Here is a 15,965-nt window from a genome sequence, read left to right as displayed (position 1 = left end):
TTGTCAACGTCCGCAAAGGAAGGGGGCGGTTCCCCGCTAAGAGCACCGCCCCAAACCGACCCTCTACGGATCGTTCACCTTGGAAGCCGCCGCACCCCAACGGGTCGGCGGCGACCATACGCAGAGCCGCGCGGACCACTGCCTGGCAGACACTATAGCTGGGTTCGGTTGCGGAGCCGGGACGTTACCGGCGGGAAGCGCCAACTCATCAACACCTTTTCCTTTTCGGTGGAGGCCCTACTGATTTTGGTGGCGGCCGCTTGAGATCACGATAGATGAGTCCGCCCTCCGAGCGCACCATAAACCCACGTTTGTCAGTTGCCTGTATCCGCACCGCGAGACACCGAGCCGCCTGAGTCATATTCTATGTTCGACCACTTTTCCGCCCTTTGTGGACGCCTGCCGCAGTCAACCCGACGCCTTCCCGTGGCCCTTGGCGAACCTTCGTGTGCGACGGTATTGATGACGCCTATTAGGCCGTTAGCGGACCTTCGACGACCAACGTAGCGGAGTCCGCTTGTGACCCCAAGCGGACATCGTTGCGTCGCGAGAGCCGCACTGCGCGGCGACAGTAGTACCCCATGGTAGTTAATGCCATTCAAGCTGCTCCCCGCGCAGCTGCCATCTGTCGCGCCGCCTTCTCTTGTGCGCGAGCTGCTTCCAGCCGCGAGATGCTTTCCTGGAGTCGTTGGTTGTTTTCCAGGAGACGCTGGCTGGTCAGAAGGAGGATATGGTAGCCGAATTGCTGATCACTCTGAAAATAGATTTCAAGTAGCCTTTCATAAGTTATGGTCAGGACTTGGCCCTCTTCTATGCACTCGACGGTCGCGGTTCGCCGGTTATCGGGTGTGAGGAAGCCAAGCTCTCCCATGAAGCGCCCTGGCGGAAGCTCGACGCCGATTTCTTTGACGAGAAACTTCCCGGTGACGATGAGGAACATCTCCGAAGCGGCATCACCTTTCCTGAAGAGTATGTCGCCTCGGCGATATCTACGTTCGGTCATGAATGGTTTGAGCCATTCCATCGACCTGTCACCCCGCGTCGCGTTACGTGCTTTCTTAACGAGCTTGAGCAGTTGGCGGAGGCGAACGGCATTGACTGGCAACAGCAGCAGATAAAGCAGAAAGGTGGCGACGCTTCCGGAAAGCGCGCAAGAAATTGCGAAGAATGTACAGCCGACCATATTCGCGACCCGCAGCGGCACCATTCTTTGCATCAGCAAGGTAGCGACAAAGAATATGGCGCCAACCAAGGCGAACATGTTGGCGAGCGTGATATTCGCCAACACAATTTCAAACAGCCGATTGAACAGTGCGTCGTAGGTGATGTTGTCGGGATCAAATCCCATTTGAACGAGGATCTTTGCGATCCTGAAATTGTCGGCCGCCGTATCAAGTATGCGGTCTAGAATTCTCGAAAAATCTGCATTGGAATTCATCGGATCACCCCTATGCAAACATTCGGTTATGTAGGAGTTCGCGGATACGTGACAGTCGAAGTCGGACAACACAAGCGGTATCGATCCACGTTCAATATTACCCGGCGCGGTTGTTTTTAGTGATCACAGGCGTGTGGCCGGTAGCCTGTCAACGCTCAGGCCGGGCGGGGCGCCGGGGGCTTCGTCCTGCGATGCACAAAGCCGTTTCTGCCCGTAGACGGATTCCTTCGCCGAGGGGCCGGACCGCTGCTTGTGCCCCAGAGCAGTAGCCGGCCTCCACATAGATCAATTATCAAACCAACACCTAATCGGCTCGTCTCCTACAATTAGCTCGGACAGAGCGGATGGAAAGGAGCGTTGAAATGCAAGCTCTCTTTGGCACTTCCGTTCAAGCAAGTACGCAAAGGATATCGCTAGGATGATCGATGCAACGCCGGCAAAGTAAGGCCACCGTTCGCCGCTCATGGAGCACTCCGTAGCAGCAGGTTTGGCAATCGTTCCCCCGACCTTGGTTCTGCTAATGTACCGCTTCATACTTTCCCCGGCCGGCCTCGCCAGATGTGAATTGGTTCACGTCCCGTCAAATTTTTTCTCGCCTTTCGCTCGACCTGAGCGGTCCCTGCCACGGCCGCACGTGGCCCTTAGCGTCGAACGTCCATATTCGCGTTGACCTCAGCTCTCTGTGGTAGACCGGACGCGACCACGGACATAGCCGATCGATCCGATTGACCCATATCGGAAGTCAGCATCTGCGCAATTACGCCTTCTGGCCGTGACTAATCGTTCGACCTTCCCCCGCTATCAGATGTCGGCTTCACTCACCAGACAGGATGCCTCTCGGATCGCTACCCCGGTGCGAGGCGACGTAGCCGATTTCGCCGCGCGTAATACCGATATCCATAAGCTCCCTGTCACTTAAATCGCACAAGTTGGCCAGTAATCTCCGGCGTTTGTGCCACTCCTGAAATGCGTTCCAGTATGCTTCTGTAGGACCGTAGACCTGCCGCCTTTCTGTTGCCGGTGCCAATTTGGTAATCCCCTGGATCGTGCTCATTGAGGGTATCCTGTCCCGACTATTCACCAGGCGGAGGTTGCGCCAAGAGGTGCCGGCGCGCTTAACTGGTGGCTTACATTTCTCTTACTGGCGGCTTATTCTTCATGCGCTAATACAGAGGCGGCCCCGAGAAGGAATGGCAGCTTGCGCTATCTTTTCGAGGAATATGCATTCGACACCAACCGGCGCGAGCTGCATCGGCGGACCGATGCGGTGTCGATCACACCGCAGGTTTTTGACCTGCTCGATTACCTGATCCGCAACAGGGAGCGGGTTGTCAGCAAGGGCGACCTCATCAATGCCATTTGGAATGGTCGCATTGTGTCCGATGCTGCGCTTACGACCCGCCTGAATGCTGTCCGCGCGGCCATCGGCGATACCGGCAAGGAGCAGCGCCTCATCAAGACGTTTCCGCGCAAGGGCTTCCGTTTCGTGGGACAGGTGCAGGAGACGCGACAAATTGCGGGCCCGGATCCGGGCGATGCGCCCGAGAGCGCTCTTGCGCTCCCCGACAAGCCCTCCATCGCGGTATTGCCGTTCGATAACATGAGCGGCGATCCCGAGCAGGAATATTTTGCGGACGGAATGGTTGAGGAGATCATCACCGCGCTCTCGCGGTTCAAATCGTTGTTCGTGATCGCTCGCAATTCTAGCTTCACCTTCAAAGGCCGAGCCGTCGATATTAAGGAAGTCGGGCGCAGACTTGGCGTGCGCTACGTCCTTGAGGGGGCGGTGCGCAAGGCGTCAGGCAAAGTTCGCATCACTGGGCAGTTGGTCGATGCGGTGACAGGCGCGCACATTTGGGTGGACAGGTTCGAGCGCGACCTGACTGATATTTTCGTTCTTCAGGACGAAGTCACGGTCGCGGTCGTCTCAGCCATTCACCCGAAATTACTTCAAACAGAAATTGCGGAGGCGGCGCGGCGACGACCGAAGGACCTAACCGCGTATGATTTCTATCTTCGAGCCGCGCAACAGTACTACCCAATGACCCGTGAAGGGGTGGCCGAGGCGATCAGGCTGGCTCGTCGGGCTTTGGAGCTAGATCCCCGGTTCGGCGTTGTCGCTGCTCTGGCAGGTCTCTGTCACATGAACAACGTCCTCTTTGGCTATGCTGACGATCCTGATTCCGAGCGGAACGAAGCAATTCGGCTTTCTCACTATGCATTGAGCGTCGACGATGATGATCCCGATACGTTAGCTATGGCTGCCGCAACCTCGGCATTCATGGTCAGCGATAGTGAACGTGAGATCGAACTGGCAGAGCGGGCGGTCAAGCTCAATCCAAATTCACATCACGCATGGAATGGCCGAGGTTGGGTCTATACAATTGCAGCCCAGCCGGAGGAAGCGCTCCGCAGCTTTGAACGTGCTATCCGCTTGAGCCCGGTAGACCCGCTGCTATACCGGCCGTTTACTGGGATGGGGGTGGCCTTAATTGAGCTTGGGCGCTTTGACGAGGCAATCGTCGCTGGAAAGAAGGCCCTTCGTCAGAACCCCTATTCGTCGGCTTACCGCTGTCTCGCCGCCGCTTTCGCCCATCTCGGACGCGACGCAGAGGCGCGTGAGTGGGCAGCGCATGTGCTTAAAGTCGATCCCGCTTTTACAATATCTGCGTGGATCGCCCGGGGCGGGCAATCACGCTGGAAGCTGTATACCGAGGGTCTTCGCAAAGCTGGGTTACCCGAATAAGCGCGGTGCGCGGGTGCCGACGAGGCGATCGAACAGAAACCCTTGTTGCTGCCGTGCACGAGTCCGGGAATGGCCCCTTGCGGACGCACCAAAGTTCGAAAATCCATCTCCGAGATTGTTCGTTAGCGGTCATGGCACTTGTTGCGAGGGAGATCACAGCCGGGGAGATGGAGCGCGAAACGTCTTCACGAACGAAAGATCGGCGTGCCTGGTGCGGTTTCTGGTGCGGCGGCCGCGTTGCGGGCAACGAGAACGAAGTAAGCTATTGATCATGTTGGTGGGCCCGGCAGGACTTGAACCTGCAACCAGACCGTTATGAGCGGTGCGGCCAACCTGACCAAGTGCGACCTCCCGTTCGACCAATAGTGTTTCCCAGCGAGGCCGCGCGGCAGGAGGTTTACTGGATTGTTCAGGTGGCGTTTGGTGACTGTATTGCGGGAGCGCGCGGTTCGTCGAAGGCAGGTAAGGAACGCCCCGCTATTTTACTCTTGGTCGTGGTTTCCAAAGCATGCCGGCTACGCCTAGCAGAACGGCGGACGTCGCGCTGGGCGTTTGGATGGCGCAAGCCCATTCGGAAGAACTATTTGATTTTGTTGGATTTGCTTTTTGTCGGCTAAATCGATGGCCTAGCTGAGGGAATCGAACCTTATGCCATCCAACCTATCGCGCTCTAAAACTGCGCACGTTTGCAAATCCTGACGTCAAATTAAGCGCGCTGCCAAAACCAAATGCAGTAGTCTGATCCATTAGCCGCGTTTATGCGGCGAATTTTTACTTCCAATTTTACTTCGCAAAGTCCCACCCCTAGCCTCACGCGCAACTGATCACGGAAGCAGCCGATCAATGGCGATCGGTGCGAGCGTTCATCGTAACCAACGAGGGTTGCCATGTCTGACGAGACGAAGGGGACGTCCACTTCCAATCCGGCGGGATTGAAAGCCAAGGCGAACGACAAGTCGACCAAAAAGCTGAGCCGGCGCATGCTGTTGAAGGGCGCAGCGGCCGTTGCGGGCGCAGCCGCAGGCTCGGATGCGATCCGCGGATTCCCGACCATCTGGGCGCAGGAGATCAAGGACATCGAGCTGCGCCATGTCGGCGTGTCCTATTCGGTGGTGAAGGCGATCGGCGATCAGGCGGCCAAGGATCTCGGCTTCAAGGTCACCATGCAGAACCTCGACACCTCGGCCGCCATCAACCGCTTCATAAGCCAGCCTAATACGGTCGATATCGCCGATCTCGAGGGCTGGCAGGCCAAGCTCGCCGCCAAGCGCAGCGTGATCCAGGGCATCGAGGTCAAGAAGATCAAGGAGTTCGACAACATCCTGCCGATCTTCACCAAGGGCGAGATCGACGGCCACAAGATCCCGCGTCAGGGCATCTCGCCCTACGAGGCCATGTACATCTCGAAGCCAGTCTCCACCGATCTGCACGACGGCGTCACGGAGTGGGCGACCTTCCTGCCGCAGGTCTACAACGCTGACTCGATCGGCTATCGCCCCGACCTCGTCGGCCACGAAGTGACCGAATGGAAGGACCTGATCGATCCCAAGTTCAAGGGCAAGGCGGCGATCCTCGACGTGCCCGCGATCGGCATCATGGATGCCGCGCTCTGCTTCGAAAGTGCCGGACTGATCAAGTACGGCAACAAGGGCAACATGACCAAGGAGGAGATCGACTTCACCTGCAACAAGCTGATCGAGCTGAAGAAGCAGGGCCAATTCCGCGCGACTTGGACCACCTTCGACCAGTCGGTGCAGCTGATGGCCGCGGGCGAAGTGGTGATCCAGTCGATGTGGTCGCCGGCGGTTGCCGCGGTGCGCGTCAAGGAAATCCCCTGCGTCTACGCGCCCGTCAACGTCAAGAACGGCAAGGAAGGCTATCGCGGCTGGTGCAACGGCATGGGCCTGATGAAGCATCTCTCCGGCAAGAAGCTCGATGCCGCCTACGAATATCTCAACTGGTATCTCTCGGGCTGGCAGGGCGGCTTCGTCGGCCGCTACGGCTACTACAGCCCGGTGCCCTCGACCGCGAAGAAGTTCCTGACCGCCGCCGAATGGGATTTTTGGTACGACGGCAAGCCGGCGCCGGAGGTCATCAACGATCCCTACGGCGTGCCGATGGAGAAGGCCGGCACCAAGCGCGACGGCGGCTCGTTCCTCGATCGCGTCAAGAACATCTCCTGCTGGAACACGCTGATGGACGAAGCCGCCTACATGAACAAGCGCTGGAACGACTTCAAGGTGGCCTGAAACCTGCTTTCCCTGACGTCAACGAAGCACCGGCGCCGTCACGCGCCGGTGCTGATGAGACCGACTTCGAGGCATTTGCTGATATGCAGCCCAGTCAAGCTCCATCACGCGCCAATCTCGCCGGCTGGCTCTACGTCTCGCCGCTGGTCCTGGTGCTCGTGCCGTTCTTTGTGGCGCCGATCCTGGTCGTGCTGACCGCGAGCTTCTTCGCCACCGACGGCTTCGGCGGGCTGACGCCCGACTTTACGCTCACGAGCTATGTCGAGGTGCTGCATTCGGCCCTGACGCTGAAACTGTATCTGGCGACCATCAAATTCACCGTGCTGACCTGGATCTTCACGCTGATCATCGGCTTCTTCGTCGCCTATTTCCTCGTCTTCCATGTCCGCAACCAGTTGCTCGCGATCGGCCTGTTCCTGCTCTGCACCGTGCCGTTCTGGACCTCGAACATCATCCGGATGATTTCCTGGATCCCGCTGCTCGGCAAGGAAGGCCTGATCAACCAGGCGCTGCTGGCACTCGGCGTGGTCCATCAGCCGCTGGAAGTGCTGCTGTTCTCCGACTTCGCCGTCATCATCGCCTATGTCCACCAGCTCACGATCTTCATGATCGTGCCGATCTTCAATTCCATGGCGCGGATCGACAAGAAGTTGATCGAGGCCGCGATCAACGCGGGCGCCAGCCGTTTCGACATCATGCGCCTGATCGTGGTGCCGATGTCCAAGAGCGGCATCGCGCTCGGCACCATCTTCGTGGTCTCGATCGTGATGGGCGACTTCTTCGTCGTCAAGGTGATGTCCGGCGGCGGCTCGGCCTCCGTGGTCAGCGCGTTCTACGAAGACGTCGGCGTGCTGCAATATCCGACCGCGGCGGCAAGCGCGGTGCTGCTGACGCTGGTGCTGGTCGCGATCGTCTCGCTGATCCTGCGCACCGTCGATATCAGGCAGGAGATCACGCGATGAGCGCGGTTCTCGCCGACATGCCCAAAACCGACACATCCAAAACGATCGCGCCCGCATCAACCAAGGCGATCGCGCCGAGCAAGGGCGGCCGGCCCTGGACCTTCTACGTGCTGGCGACGCTGTTCGCGGCTTACGTGATAGCGCTCTACGGCCCGATGTTCTGCATCTACATCCTGTCGTTCCAGGATATCCGCGGCGGGCTCGTGTTCCCGATGAAGGGCCATTCGCTGCATTGGTTCGTCGATCTGTTCACGCAAGCGCGGACCGGCGACGTCAAGGGCTCGTTCGACCGCTCGATCAAGCTGGCGGTGATCGTCACAATCATTACCGTCGTGGTCTCGTCCCTCGCCGGGCTTGGCTTCCGTAAGCGCTTCCGCGGCGACACCTTCGTCTTTTACATAATGATCGGCAGTCTGGTCGCGCCCGGCCTGGTGCTCGGCCTCGGCACGGGTCTGCTGTTCCAGGCGCTGGGACTGGATGCGAGCTGGTACACCTCGGCGCTCGGCGCGCAGCTGTCCTGGACGCTGCCGTTCGGCGTACTGGTGATGTTCGCGGTGATGTCGCGCTTCAACCATGTCTGGGAAGAGGCGGCCTATGATCTCGGCGCCAGCCGCTGGCAGTCGATCTGGCTGGTGATGATCCCGGTACTGGCGCCCGGTCTCGTCGCAGTTGCGCTGTTCGGCTTCACGCTGTCCTATGACGAGTTCGCGCGCAGCCTGCAGACCGCGGGCTCGCTCAACACGCTGCCGCTGGAAATCTGGAGCATGACGCTCAACGTCACCTCGCCCTCGCTCTATGCGCTCGGCACGGTGACCACCATCGTCTCCTTCATCGTCATCGGCGCAAGCCTCGGCACCATCGTGCTGATCCAGAAGAAGCGCGGCAGCCGGGCCAAAGGTTGAGCAAGGGTTGAGTCAGGAATGAAAAGCGATCGCGGCGATATCGAACTGGCAGGCGTCTGCAAGAGCTTTGACGGCGTCACTAACGTGGTCGACGGCGTCAACCTCAAAATCGCCGACGGCGCCTATTGCTGCTTCATCGGCCCGTCCGGCTGCGGCAAGACCACGATCCTGCGCATGATCGCCGGCCATGAGGACCCGACCGCGGGCGAGATCGTGATCGGCGGCCAGAACGTCGTCGGCCTTGCCCCGGTGCAGCGCCGCACCGCGATGATGTTCCAGTCCTACGCGCTGTTTCCGCACCTGACCGTGCGCGAGAACATTGCCTTTGCGCTTCGTGTGCGCGGCCAGTCCAAGACGGATCGGCTGCGCGCCGCGGACGCCATGATCCAGAAGGTGCGGCTGACCCAGTTTGCCGATCGCCTTCCGGCGCAGCTCTCCGGCGGCCAGCAGCAGCGCGTCGCGCTGGCGCGGGCCGCGATCACCGAGCCGCGCGTGCTGCTGCTCGATGAGCCGCTGTCCGCGCTCGACGAGCAACTCCGCGTCCAGATGCGCCAGGAGCTGCGGCGGATGCAGCAGGAGCTCGGCATCACCTTCATCCACGTCACCCACACCCAGCTCGAGGCGATCGCGCTGGCCGATCTCGTCGTGGTGATGGAACAGGGCAAGATCAAGCAGGCAGGTGCCGCGCGGGACGTCTACGCCCATCCGCACGATCGTTACGTTGCCGAGTTCATGGGCGGCCAGAACGTGCTGTCCGGTCGGGTAGAGAAGGTCAATGGCGCCAGCTTCACGCTCGCGCAAGCCGCGCCCTCTGGCATCGAAGTGCCGCTTCAGGCGCGGCCGACCGTCAGCGTCGGCGACAAGGTCGATATCGCCGTGCGCCGCGACGATGTTGCGCTGGTGCGGCCGGGCAGGGACCTGCCGCCGGGCTGCACCACGTCGTTACCGAGCCGCGTGCTCGCGATCGAATATCAGGGCTATTTCGTCAAGGTCATGCTCGACACCGTGCCTGACGACGAGTTCGTCGCTTACGTGCCTGAAAAGACCTTCTTCGCAGATCCCTTCACCGTCGGCGATGTCGTCATGGCCACATGGGCCACCGGCAGCGCACTGCCTCTCGCCTAACGACCCCGTCGCGCACAGGAGTATGACCGTGCAGATATCCTTTACACTCAACGGCCGCCCCACCACTGTCGAGGTAGAACCGGCGACGCTCGTCGCCGAGCTGCTGCGCGAGCAGCTCAACCTCACCGGCACCCACATCGGCTGCGACACCAGCCAGTGCGGCGCCTGTGTGGTGCATCTCAACGGCCTGCCTGTGAAGAGTTGCACCCTGCTGGCGCCCGCGCTCGACGGCGCACCGCTGCTCACCATCGAAGGCCTGCAGGGCGCGCCCGGTTCGAACCAGATGCATCCGATGCAGGAGGCTTTTCGCGAGCATCACGGCCTGCAATGCGGCTTCTGCACGCCCGGCATGCTGATGACCGCGATCGCGCTCGCCACCGAGAAGCCTGACCTGACCGAGGCCGATGTCCGCCACGGCCTCGAAGGCAATATCTGCCGCTGTACCGGCTACCAGAACATCGTCGTCTCGGTCATGGCCGGCGCCGCCGCCATGAATGCCGCCAAGGGAGAGTGACAATGGGTGAAGTCATCGGAATCGGCGCCGCACCGAAGCGCAAGGAAGACCAGCGCTTCCTCACCGGCCGCGGCAATTACGTCTCCGACATCAAACGTCCGGGCATGACCGCCGGCGTGTTCGTGCGCTCGCCCCATGGTCATGCGGTGTTGCGCGGTATCGACAAGAGCGCCGCGCTGGCCTCGCCCGGTGTGATGGCGGTCCTGACCGGCGACGACGTCAAGGCCGATGGTCTCGGCGGGTTGCCCTGCGGTTGGGGCATCTCGGACGCCAAGGGCGTGCCTATGAAGGAGCCGCCTTTCCCGATGCTTGCGCAGGGCAAGGTGCGCTTCGTCGGCGACATGGTCGCCTTCGTCATCGCCGAGACGCCGGAGCAGGCCAATGCCGGCGCCGAGCTGCTGAACATCGATTACGAGGTATTGCCCTCCGTGGTCGGCGTGCTCGAAGCCGTCAGGCCGGACGCACCGCAATTGTTCGACGACGTCCCGAACAACATCTGCTGCGACTGGGAGCTCGGCGACAAGGCCGCGGTCGAGACCGCTTTCAAGAAGGCCGCGCATGTCGCCAAGCTGAGCCTCGTCAACAACCGCCTGATCGGCAACCCGATGGAGCCGCGTGCGGCGATCGCGGAATATGAGCCGGGCACCGATCGCTTCACGCTGTGGACCACCAGCCAGTTCCCGCACGTCGTCCGCTTCCTGATGGGCGCGCTGGTGCTGAACATTCCACAGCACAAGCTGCGCGTCGTCGCGCCCGATGTCGGCGGCGGTTTTGGCGTTAAGCAGTTCCACTACGGTGAAGAGGCCGTGATTACCTGGGCCGCCAAGCGTGTGCATCGGCCGGTGAAATGGGTCGCGAGCCGCTCGGAGGGCTACGTCTCCGATCGCCACGGCCGCGATCACGTCACCGAGGCGGAGCTGGCGCTCGACGAAAACGGAAAATTCCTCGCCTTCCGCGTCAACACGCTGGCCAATATGGGCGGCTATCTCTCGACCTTCGGGCCGAACATCCCAACCAATCTCTATGCGCCGCTGCTTGGCGGCGTCTACACCACGCCCGCGATCTATTGCAATGTGAAGGTCGTTTTCACCAACACGGTGCCCGTCGACGCCTATCGTGGTGCGGGCCGACCCGAGGCGACCTTCGTGCTGGAGCGTATGGTCGACGTTGCCGCCAGCGAGATGGGCATCGACCGCGTCGAGATCCGCCGCCGCAACATGATCCCGAAGGAGGCCTATCCCTATCAGACGCCGGTGCTGGTGCAGTACGATTCCGGCGATCCCATGGGTTGCCTCGACGGGGCACTGGTCACCGCCGACGTCAAGAATTTTGGCGTTCGCAAGGCGGCGTCGGCCAGCAAAGGAAAATTCCGCGGGCTCGGTTACTCCACCTATGTCGAGGCCTGCGGCCTTGCGCCCTCGCGCTTTGCCGGACGGCTCGGTGCTCGCGGCGGCCTCTATGAGAGCGCCACGGTGCGGGTGCATCCGACCGGCCAGGTGACGGTCATGATCGGCACCCACAATCACGGCCAGGGCCACGAGACCACCTTTGCGCAGATCGTCTCGGACAAGCTCGGCGTCGCCTTCGAGAATGTCGACATCGTGTTCGGCGATACCGACCGCGTGCAGTTCGGCATGGGCACCTATGGCTCCCGCTCGCTCGTGGTCGGCGGCGCCGCGCTGTCCAAGGCGACCGACAAGGTGATCGCCAAGGGTAAGAAGATCGCATCGCACCTGCTCGAGGCGGCCGAAGTCGACATCCAGTTCGAGAGCGGCAAATTCTCCGTTGCCGGCACCGACCGCATGAAGACCTTCGAGGAGATCGCGGGCGCGGCCTACGTCCCCCACAATTATCCGCTCGAAGTGTTGGAGCCGGGGTTGGAAGAGCAGGCCTATTACGACCCGGTCAATTTCACCTATCCCGGCGGTTGCCACATCGCCGAGGTCGAGGTTGATCCGGAGACGGGCACGGTGACGCTGGTCAACTACACGGCGGTCGACGATGTCGGCACGGTCATCAACCCCATGATCGTCGAGGGCCAGCTGCATGGCGGCATCGTGCAGGGCGTCGGCCAAGCGCTGTTCGAGAACGCGGTCTATGACGAAGGCTCCGGCCAGCTGCTGTCGGGTTCGTTGATGGATTACTGCATGCCGCGCGCCGACCATCTGCCGATGATGAAGGTCGCGACCCATTCGACGTTGTGCACGCACACGCCGATGGGTGTGAAGGGTTGCGGCGAGGTCGGCACCATCGGCTCGCCGGCTGCCGTGATCAACGCCGTGGTCGACGCGTTGTCGCATCTTGGCGTCACCCATGTCGACATGCCCGCGACGCCGAACCGGATCTGGCGCCTACTGCAGAACGCGTCGCTGCCGGTCGCTGCGGAATAGGGAGGATATCCATGAAGCCATTTGCCTATCACCAGCCCGACCAAATTCCCGATGCGGCCAAGCTCCTGACCTCGATCGAGGACAGCAAGCTCGTCGCCGGCGGCATGACGCTGATCCCGACGATCAAGCAGCGGTTGGCGAGCCCGGTCGCATTGGTCGATCTCTCAAAGCTTGGGTCCCTCAAGGGCATCACCGACGACGGCGTCACCATCACCATCGGCGCGATGACGCCGCATGCGGTGGTGGCGGCATCAAAACTGGTGCAGGCGAAAATCCCCGGGCTCGCGGCGCTGGCCTCGATGATCGGCGATCCCGCCGTGCGCAACCGTGGCACCATCGGAGGCTCGGTCGCCAACAACGATCCCGCCGCGGATTATCCCGCCGGTGTGCTCGGCCTCGGCGCCACCATCATCACCAGCGCGCGCGAGATCGCGGCCGACAAGTTCTTCCTCGGCCTGTTCGAGACCGCGCTCGAGCCGGGCGAGATCATCACTGCGATCCGCTTTCCCGTGCCACTCAAGGCCGGTTACACGAAGTTCAAGGCGCCGGCATCGCGTTATGCGCTGGTCGGCGTGTTCGTCGCGAAATTCGCTGATGGTGTCCGCGTCGCCGTAACCGGTGCGGGTCCCGGCGTATTCCGCGTGCCGCCGATGGAGGCGGCGTTGTCGGAGAATTTCGATCCATCCGCGATCGCGGCGATCAAGATCGATACCGACGGCCTCACCACCGATATCCACGCCGAAGCCGATTACCGTGCACATCTCGTCACGGTGATGGCCAAGCGCGCCGTCGACGCGGCGCTCAGCTAACTTCTTAGGGTTGATGATGACTGATGGTTCCGGCCGTGCGGCGTTCCCGCCGGCGCCGACTGGCCTTGGCGCGCTTTCTGCAACCGAGATCATGGCAGGCTACAAGCGCGAGGCGTTCACCCCGCGCGATGTCGTCGATGACACTATCGCTGCGCTGGAGGCGACCTGCGAGACCTGCAACGCGGTGGTGACGCCGATGTATGAGCAGGCGAGGGCGGAGGCCGATCGCATCACCAGAGAGATGCGCGCGGGCGAGGCCAAGGGGCCGCTCGCCGGCGTGCCCGTGACGATCAAGGACCTCGTCTTCGTCGCGGGCGTGCCGGCCTATGCCGGCTCGCCGATGAACACGAGCTTCGTTCCCGAGGCCGATGCCGCCGTGGTGTCGTCGCTGAAGGCATCGGGTGCGATCATCACCTGCAAGACCACGACCTGCGAGTCCGGCTACAAGCTGACGGCTGATAGCCCCGTCACCGGCCTCACGCGCAATCCCTGGAATCCGGGCCGCACCAGCGGCGGATCGAGTGGTGGCGCAGCGGCAGGCGTAGCCGCCGGCTGCGGTCCGATCGCGATCGGCACCGACGGTGTCGGCTCGATCCGTGTGCCGTCCTCCTTCTGCGGCGTGTTCGGGTTGAAGCCGACTTTTGGACTCGTGCCGCGTTCGCCCGGTTTTTCGCCGCCGTCCTGGGCCTCGCTCGCCCATACCGGGCCGATCACGCGCACCGTTGCAGACGCCGCGCTGACGCTGGAGGTCATCGCCGGTTACGATCTGCGTGATGCCGCGAGCCTTCCTGTGTCCAAGCGTCGCTTTGATACGAGCGCACGCCGCCTGGACGGCATTCGCATCGGCGCCAGCGCCGATCTCGGCTATGCCGCCGTCAGCCCTGACGTGTGCGCGGCCTTTGGCAAGGCTCTCGCCGTTCTCGATGCTTGCGGTGCGCAGGTCACCATGGATGGGCCGGGTCTCGACCCCGGCATCCTCGAACATACGCTCAAGCCGATCGCCTTCACCGAACAGGCGGCCGCGGTTGCGACCAAGACTTCCGCCGATCTCGCCAGTTCCGAAGCGGACTATCGCGATGTCGTCAGCGCCGGCCGCAACTACACCGGCACGGACTACATCGAAGCCAGTTACCGCCGCGGCCAGGCGCGCAATGCCTTCGTCAAACTGTTCGAGCGCGTCGACGTGCTGGTGACGCCGACCGTTGCTGTCACCGCGTTCGAGGCCGGCCAACTCGGCGTTAGCACCATCGATGGCAAGACGGTCGATCCGCATCTCGGCTGGTCACCCTTCACCTGGCCGATCAATCTTGCCGGTCTTCCCGCGGCGACGCTGCCCTGCGGCTTTGATCGCGACGGCATGCCGATCGGGCTTCAGATCGTCGCGCCCTGGCTCGACGAGCCCACGATCTTCCGCATTGCCGCCGCGTTCGAGCAGACGCAGCCATGGGCGAAGTTCTGGCCTTGGATAACTCAGAGCGAGAAGGGACGCATGCGGACGGAGGTGTGTCGCTAAGAAAGCTCAATTGGTAGGCCGCGGCCGCTGAGTTCTTCGTCGAGGCGCAGATAGTGTGCCAGATAGTCGTGCAGCGCGGTCGCCGCCGTCGAAGTAGCGACGCTTGATTTGTAGAGCAGGAGTTCGATTTTTGGCAACGGCGGGAGACCTTCATTCGGCCCGATCTCGCGCATCGCCGGCACCAACGCGCTGCGGCCGAGCACAGTGACGGCCATGCCCGCGAAGGCCGCAGCCTGCAGTCCGCCGACACTCTCGCTAACGCAGGCGATGCGCCAGCGAAGGCCCGCGCGTTCCAAAGTGTCGATTGCATAATCGCGATAGATGTTCCCGGGCGGAAGCAGTGCAAGCGGGATCGGGCGTTCCTGATGCGCCGAGGATTGCTCTCCGGTCATCCAGACCAATTGCTCTCGTCGCACCACTTGGCCGCCGGTGAAGTCGTTCATGCGAGTAACAAGCGCGATGTCAACATCGCCGCGCTTGACGAGGCCGACTAGCGGCGTGGACAGAGCGCAATTGAGTTCAACTTGGACGCGCGGAAACGATTTTCGGAACACGCTAAGGATCGAGGGCAACATGAAAGCGGCATAGAGATCTGGCGTGCCAAGCACAACCTGGCCCTCGATCTCCTGTGACGCCAATTGCGAAATCAATTCGTCATGCAACCGCAGGATGGATTTCGCATAGGTAAGGACTGTAGAGCCATCCTCTGTTAGCGTGAGCCTTCGGCCGCTATGTTCGAACAACTGCTTGCCGGTCAATTCTTCCAGCCGTTGCAATTGCAAAGTGATGGCTGGCTGGGTGCGGCCCAGCCGGCGCGCGGTCTCCGTGATACTGCCGGTCTCGACAACCGAGATCAGCGACCGGAGCATACGAATGTCGAGACTAATTAGGTTCATGCGGCGTCCATGTCGCCCAAAGCTTATGCAAGTTCCATGCTAAGGATACGACTGGCCCCCGCCATTGCGCAAACGCTTCGCCGATCCGAACCACCTGGTTCGCATGATGAATTCCCGCTGTTCGCCCCCGGCGGGACGGATCCTCATGCGGCCGCCCTTGCCATACCCGTATTCGCCGTTGGTGGGTCCCTTGTCGGAGCGCTGGCTATCTCAAGGCCCCCAAGGCGGCCTCACGCCAGCGCGTAGCGCTAAGCTAATTTGGAGTGCCTGTTTTGAACGCTTGTGCTGATGGGAGCGAATAAGCGGCCCAATCGCCTGGCATACGGGGGCGCCATTCCGCACCTGCTGAACCGGACCAGAACCCGGCTCGCGTCGTGAGAAAGATGAGCTCCGACGTACCTGAAGTGTGATATGGCCAAAA

The 15,965-nt window shown here is 61.6% G+C and carries 12 protein-coding genes and 1 tRNA gene; 9 read left to right on the top strand and 4 right to left on the bottom strand.

Going from position 1 to position 15,965, the window contains the following annotated elements:
* Nucleotides 1–598: 598 nt before the first annotated feature.
* Both NLM15_RS32940 and NLM15_RS32935 read right to left on the bottom strand, forming a co-directional pair.
* Nucleotides 599–1,438, bottom strand: coding sequence for a Crp/Fnr family transcriptional regulator (locus NLM15_RS32940; protein WP_254121943.1), 840 nt, complete (start codon nucleotides 1,436–1,438; stop codon nucleotides 599–601).
* Nucleotides 1,439–2,252: 814 nt separating this feature from the next.
* Entirely contained in the window at nucleotides 2,253–2,492 is a 240-nt protein-coding gene (locus NLM15_RS32935) for a DUF1127 domain-containing protein (protein WP_254121942.1), read from the bottom strand.
* A 144-nt stretch (nucleotides 2,493–2,636) separates the two neighbouring features.
* Between NLM15_RS32935 and NLM15_RS32930 the strand changes: the two genes are divergently transcribed.
* The gene (locus NLM15_RS32930; RefSeq protein WP_254121941.1) at nucleotides 2,637–4,184 is read left to right on the top strand and encodes a winged helix-turn-helix domain-containing tetratricopeptide repeat protein; all 1,548 of its coding nucleotides are present in this window, start codon (nucleotides 2,637–2,639) and stop codon (nucleotides 4,182–4,184) included.
* A 275-nt stretch (nucleotides 4,185–4,459) separates the two neighbouring features.
* On the opposite strand, the gene NLM15_RS32925 is transcribed toward NLM15_RS32930, so the two are convergent.
* Nucleotides 4,460–4,537 (bottom strand) — tRNA-Met (locus NLM15_RS32925).
* A 534-nt stretch (nucleotides 4,538–5,071) separates the two neighbouring features.
* Here NLM15_RS32925 and NLM15_RS32920 point away from each other — a divergent pair.
* The 8 genes from NLM15_RS32920 to NLM15_RS32885 all read left to right on the top strand — a co-directional run bounded on the left by NLM15_RS32920 (nucleotide 5,072) and on the right by NLM15_RS32885 (nucleotide 14,648).
* Entirely contained in the window at nucleotides 5,072–6,433 is a 1,362-nt protein-coding gene (locus NLM15_RS32920; protein ID WP_254121940.1) for a PotD/PotF family extracellular solute-binding protein, read from the top strand.
* Nucleotides 6,434–6,516: 83 nt separating this feature from the next.
* The gene (locus NLM15_RS32915) at nucleotides 6,517–7,395 is read left to right on the top strand and encodes an ABC transporter permease (protein WP_254121939.1); all 879 of its coding nucleotides are present in this window, start codon (nucleotides 6,517–6,519) and stop codon (nucleotides 7,393–7,395) included.
* Nucleotides 7,392–8,297 carry an ABC transporter permease gene (locus NLM15_RS32910; protein WP_254121938.1) on the top strand — a complete coding sequence of 302 codons (906 nt, stop codon included), beginning with the start codon at nucleotides 7,392–7,394 and terminating at the stop codon, nucleotides 8,295–8,297. Before NLM15_RS32915 ends, NLM15_RS32910 begins: the two co-directional genes overlap by 4 nt.
* An 18-nt stretch (nucleotides 8,298–8,315) precedes the next feature.
* Nucleotides 8,316–9,422 carry an ABC transporter ATP-binding protein gene (locus NLM15_RS32905; RefSeq protein WP_254121935.1) on the top strand — a complete coding sequence of 369 codons (1,107 nt, stop codon included), beginning with the start codon at nucleotides 8,316–8,318 and terminating at the stop codon, nucleotides 9,420–9,422.
* A 22-nt stretch (nucleotides 9,423–9,444) separates the two neighbouring features.
* On the top strand, nucleotides 9,445–9,936 hold the full coding sequence (locus tag NLM15_RS32900) for a (2Fe-2S)-binding protein (protein WP_254121933.1): 492 nt from the start codon (nucleotides 9,445–9,447) through the stop codon (nucleotides 9,934–9,936).
* 2 nt (nucleotides 9,937–9,938) lie between these two features.
* Nucleotides 9,939–12,326 carry a xanthine dehydrogenase family protein molybdopterin-binding subunit gene (locus tag NLM15_RS32895; RefSeq protein WP_254121931.1) on the top strand — a complete coding sequence of 796 codons (2,388 nt, stop codon included), beginning with the start codon at nucleotides 9,939–9,941 and terminating at the stop codon, nucleotides 12,324–12,326.
* Between the two features lie 11 nt (nucleotides 12,327–12,337).
* On the top strand, nucleotides 12,338–13,135 hold the full coding sequence (locus NLM15_RS32890) for a xanthine dehydrogenase family protein subunit M (RefSeq protein ID WP_254121929.1): 798 nt from the start codon (nucleotides 12,338–12,340) through the stop codon (nucleotides 13,133–13,135).
* Nucleotides 13,136–13,151: 16 nt separating this feature from the next.
* Nucleotides 13,152–14,648, top strand: coding sequence for an amidase (locus NLM15_RS32885; RefSeq protein ID WP_254121927.1), 1,497 nt, complete (start codon nucleotides 13,152–13,154; stop codon nucleotides 14,646–14,648).
* Here the strand turns inward: NLM15_RS32885 and NLM15_RS32880 are convergent.
* The gene (locus tag NLM15_RS32880) at nucleotides 14,645–15,544 is read right to left on the bottom strand and encodes a LysR substrate-binding domain-containing protein (protein ID WP_254121925.1); all 900 of its coding nucleotides are present in this window, start codon (nucleotides 15,542–15,544) and stop codon (nucleotides 14,645–14,647) included. The two genes, NLM15_RS32885 and NLM15_RS32880, sit on opposite strands and share 4 nt — an antisense overlap.
* Nucleotides 15,545–15,965 lie beyond the last annotated feature (421 nt).

Origin of the sequence: Bradyrhizobium sp. CCGB20 (genome assembly GCF_024199855.1) — a bacterium.
Lineage (GTDB): Bacteria > Pseudomonadota > Alphaproteobacteria > Rhizobiales > Xanthobacteraceae > Bradyrhizobium.
The sequence above is the reverse complement of the archived record's forward strand: the minus strand, read 5'-3'. Positions and strand labels throughout refer to the sequence as shown.